The sequence below is a fragment of the Arthrobacter sp. STN4 genome (assembly GCF_024539665.1).
GTDB lineage: Bacteria > Actinomycetota > Actinomycetes > Actinomycetales > Micrococcaceae > Specibacter.
The window spans coordinates 1-1,402 of sequence record NZ_JAKZGX010000071.1 but is presented as its reverse complement, the minus strand read 5'-3'; the positions used below and the strand labels follow the sequence as shown (position 1 = coordinate 1,402).

Annotated in this window: 1 protein-coding gene; it reads right to left on the bottom strand. The window is 64.6% G+C overall.

Features of this window, described 5'->3' with window-relative positions:
• Positions 1–70: 70 nt before the first annotated feature.
• Entirely contained in the window at positions 71–1,297 is a 1,227-nt protein-coding gene (locus tag MMF96_RS19350; RefSeq protein WP_256884470.1) for a transposase family protein, read from the bottom strand.
• Positions 1,298–1,402 lie beyond the last annotated feature (105 nt).

The following is a 1,402-nucleotide window of genomic DNA, read 5'->3' as shown; positions in this document are numbered from 1 at the left end:
CGTGGTGCCTCATGTCAAGATGCTCGCGAAATGCTTCCCGCGTGCCTCAGCTAAAGTGCTCGTCAAATCATCATGCTGCGTGGTGGGTTTGGGAGTAGGTCTTGGCCGCGGCCATCCGGATGAGTTGCTGTTGGATCTCGTTGATCCGCCGGGTCAGCCCGGCCAGGTCCAGGTTGGTGTAGAGGCGGTCCATGTAGTCGCGTTGGGGTGCGAGCATGATGCCGGTGTCCTTGATCCGGTCCGCCGGGGTCCGGGGCGCGTCGTAGCTCCGTGTTGATTTCCCGGTCCTGGTCAGCCTGTACCCGGTGACTTTCTTGGTGGGCAGGAACAGGTTCTTGCGCAGGTTCACCAGCGGCCAGAGCTCGTTGAGCAGGGCCAGTTCGGCATCGGTGTCGTAGCGGTAGTTGAACGCCGATCCGCGCACGACGGCACCGTTTTTCTGTTCCACGAAGGGGTTGTCGTTGGAGTGGTGGGGCCGGGACCGGCTCATCTTTATGTTCCGTCCATTGCACCAGGCGGTGACCGCCGCGTTGAGGAACTCGGCCCCGTTATCGGAATGGACGTGGTCGATCGGGTAGGGGAATTCGTTCTGGATTTCCTTCATCGCGGCGACCACCCATTTGGAGGCCTTGTTCTTGATGGCCCGGTTCACCGTCCACCCCGTGTAGACGTCCGTGGCGGTCAGCGTGAACGCGTACTGGCCCTTGGTGGTGTTCCCGCAGTGGGCCACGGTGTCGATGGCGACCAGGCCCGGCTGCCAGTCAATCATCGGAATCCGGATCATCAGCGGGATCGACTCGGTGTACTGGTTCCGCCGGGACCGGGTCGTGGACTTCCCGGCCGGGTACATGGCCCGTTTGAACGGGGCCAGCAGCCGGTCGATCGTGGCCGCACTCATCGCCAGCAGCTGGGCCCGCACCTCCGGGCTGTACCGGCCCCGTTCCCGGCCAAGGGAGCCCGTGGCGGCGTGGGCTTCCAGGTTGGCCAGCGTGGCCTCCATGACCGCGGCCAGGTACTTCCCGCACGGCTGCCCCGCCACCGCCCAGACCTGCTGGAGCACCTTCACCGTGTCATAGCCATACGTCGGCGGGCGCGGCCGTCGCACGACCGACCGGGCCGGCCCACGCCGCTTGAACGTCTTGCCGAGCTGGCGGCGGGCGTTCGCCCGGGACCAGCCGACCTCGGCCGCCAGCCGGTCCAGGATCTCGCCCTTGGCCTTCTTTGAAGCCTTCGCATACGCGGCGGCTTCCGACTTCGTGATTTCCCTGCGCGCAGACAACGACACCCTGTAGCCCATCCCTCCAGCACACCAAAGCACCCGAACATGCACCAGAGATTTCGCGAGCACTTCCCAAATGAGGCACGCACCCCATTACGCGAGCACTTTTCATGAGTCTCGTCG